1 protein-coding gene is annotated in these 3,397 nt (G+C 68.5%); it reads right to left on the bottom strand.

The window, feature by feature from the left end; translation table 11 throughout:
- On the bottom strand, positions 1-3,397 hold a 3,397-nt coding region (locus AB0G47_RS40820; RefSeq protein ID WP_360781177.1), incomplete at both ends, for an amino acid adenylation domain-containing protein.

Below are 3,397 nucleotides of genomic sequence, written 5' to 3'. Positions count from 1 at the left end.
CATCCACCCGCACCACACACTCCGACACCACGACCGAACCGGCCGGCAGCACCTCCAACGACCACTCCGGCACCACACCCAACCGCAACCGCAACACATCGTGATGATCAACCACCGTGCTCAGTGCGCCAGTCAGGTCCTCAAGCCGCGCGCCCTCCGGCACCCGCAACAGCACCGACTGCGCAAACCGGTCAACCGGACCACCCCGATCCCGCAACCACCGCACAATCGGCATCAGCTCAACCCCACCGACACCCGACTCGGCTGCGGCCGGGCCAACCAGCCCCTCGACCGGCCGCGCCACCTCCGCCAGCCCTGCCACGGTCTTCCGCTCGAAGACGTCCCGCGCCGTGAACACCAGACCCGCAGCACGCCCCCGCGCCACCAACTGGATCGACACAATGGAGTCGCCGCCGAGTTCGAAGAATCCGTCGTCCACCCCGACCTGTGGCAGACCGAGCACCTCGGCGAAGATCCCGCACAGGACCTCCTCCTGCGGAGTGGCCGGGGCACGGCCCTCACCCGCCGCGGTGAAGTCAGGTGCAGGCAACGCCCGGCGATCCACCTTCCCGTTCACCGTCAACGGGACCTCATCCAGGACGACCACAGCGGCGGGGACCATGTAGTCGGGCAGGGCGGCCGCGACCGCGTCACGGACCCTCTCCGCGCTGACGGAACGGCCGGCATCGGTGACGACGTAACCGATCAGACGCTTATCCCCCGGACGGTCCTCCCGCACCACCGCAACCGCCTGCAACACCCCCGCACACCGCGACAGCGCCGCCTCCACCTCACCCAGCTCAATACGGAAACCACGCACCTTCACCTGATCATCCGCACGCCCGAGATACTCGATGTCGCCGTCGGCGTTCCACCGCACGAGGTCGCCCGTGCGGTACATGCGCTCGCCACTTGGACCATACGGATCGGCGACGAAGCTCGTAGCGGACAGGTCGGGGCGGTCGAGATATCCGCGGGCGAGGCCTGTGCCCGCGAGGTACAGCTCTCCCGCGCAGTCCACCGGCACCGGGCGCAGGTGCGTATCGAGTACGTAGGCGCGGGTGTTGGGCAGGGGCTTGCCGATGGGTGCCACTCCGCCCTCGTCGCCGTCGTCGTACCAGGCGGTCGCGTAGACCGTCGACTCCGTCGGGCCGTAGATGTTGGCGATCGTCGCGCCGGCGATCGTCGCGCGGATCTTCCGTACCAGCGCGGGCGGGAGTGCCTCGCCGGCCAGTACGACGGTGTCCGCGTGGACACTCACTCCGTCGTGAGCCAGGAGTGCGGACATGACCGACGGGACCCCGCTCAGCAAGCTGCCGCTCCACTGCTCCCTGTCGGTGACGGCGAGCATGTCCTGGACGACCTCGATGGTTCCTCCGGACAGCAGAGGCATGAAGGTGTCGAAGACCGACACATCGAAGTTGAGCGAGGTCGAGGCCAGTACATGCGCGAACTGTTCGGCACTGAACTGGTCCTGGGCCCAAGCGGCGAGGTCCATCACGTTCCGGTGAGAGACCACCACGCCCTTGGGGCGTCCGGTCGATCCGGAGGTGTAGATGACATAGGCCGCGTTGGCGGGGCTCGGCCCGCCGGTCGGCGTCAGTGGTGCGTGCGTCGTCTCGGGCGTGAGCCGCTCCACCGGCCGGGGCAGTGACGTCCCGGTCTCGGTCACGACGAGCACGGGTGCCGCGTCGTCGAGCATGTAGGCGATGCGCTCGTCGGGGTGGGCCAGGTCGATCGGCAGGTAGGCCGCGCCCGACTTCAGGATCGCGAGCACCACGGTGATCATGTCCAGGCCGCGCGGCAGTGCCAGACCGACGATCCGCTCCGGTCCGGCCCCGCGGGCCACCAGCTCGCCGGCGAGGCGGTCGGCGCGGTCGTTCAGTTCGGCGTAGGTGAGTGAGGCGCCGTCGTGGAGGACCGCGACGTTGTCCGGGGTACGTGCGGCCTGTGCCGCGAACAGCTCCGGGAACGTCTGCGTCGGGACAGGGCGGGCGGTGTCGTTCCACTCCTCAAGGAGCAGATGGCGTTCCGCGTCCGAAAGGATCTGCACCCGTCCGATGGGCAGGTCGGGGTCAGTCAGGACGGTTTCGAGGACGCGCAGGAACCGGGCGCCGATCGCCTCGACCTCCGACTCGTCGAAGAGATCGGTGGCGTATCCCAGTCGCAGCACCATCCCGTTCTCGCCCATCATGACGGCGACGGTGAGCGGGTAGTGGGTGGCGTCCTTGCCCTGTACGCCGGTCACGTTCAGTCCGCCCGCGGTCGTCAGGGCGTCGGAGTCGACGGGGTAGTTTTCGAAGACGGTGAGGGTGTCGAAGAGGTCGCCGACGCCGGCGATCCGCTGAATGTCCGCCAGCCCCAGATGCTGGTGCGCCATCAACCCGACCTGCTCGGCCTGCACCCGGCCCAGCAACTCCTCCAGCGAAAGCCCCGGGTTCAAACGGACCCGCACCGGCAGGGTGTTGATGAACAACCCCACCATCGACTCCACACCCGACACCTCCGGCGGACGACCCGACACCGTCGCACCGAACACCACGTCATCGCGACCCGTCAGACCGCCCAACACCAGCGCCCACACACCCTGGACCACCGTGTTCAACGTCAGACCCCGACCACGGGCCCACGCCTCCAACTCAGCCGTACGGTCACCAGAGAAGTGGATCTCCAGGTGCTCGGGCATCCCAGCGGTCCGCGAGCCCGCGTCGGGCACCAGACATGTCGGCTCCGACACACCCTCCAACGCCCTGGCCCATGCCGCTTCGGCCTCGGTCCGGTCACGACCCGCCAGCCACTCCACGTAGTCGCGGTACGGCGTCACCCGCCGCAGAGACTCGTGGTTCGTGGCTCCGCCCCCGTCGGCCGAGTGCAGGGAGTACAGCTCGAAGAGCTCCTCCAGAAGCAGGGGCAGGGACCAGCCGTCCAGCAGGATGTGGTGGTTGGTCAGGACGAACCGCCAGCGGTCCTCACCCGTCCGCACTACCGAGAACCGCAGCAGCGGGGCCTGCGTCAGGTCGAAGCGACCTCGTTCCTCGTCGAGCATGCGTGCCAACTCGGCGTCCTGGTCGGTGGAGTTGAGGGCACTGAGGTCCTCCTCGCGCCACGGGATCTCCACCCGGTCCGCGATCACCTGCACCGTCGCCCCGGACTCCAGCACCCGGAAACCGGCCCGCAGACTCGCATGCCGCTCCACCAGCGCCTGGCACGCCCGCCGCAACGACACCACATCCAGCGGCCCTGCCAGATCAAACCCGAGCTGGCTCGTATAGACGTCCACCGCCTGCTCGTCGTACTGAGCATGGAAGACCATGCCCTCCTGCACCGGCGACAGCGGCCACACATCCGCCACCCCACCCGGCGTACGCTCCAGACCCTCCACCTCGGCCTGAGACAA

Source organism: Streptomyces sp. NPDC021622, from assembly GCF_040640795.1.
Classification (GTDB): domain Bacteria; phylum Actinomycetota; class Actinomycetes; order Streptomycetales; family Streptomycetaceae; genus Streptomyces.
Note: the sequence above shows the minus strand (reverse complement) of the source record. Positions and strands in the feature narration are given on the sequence as shown.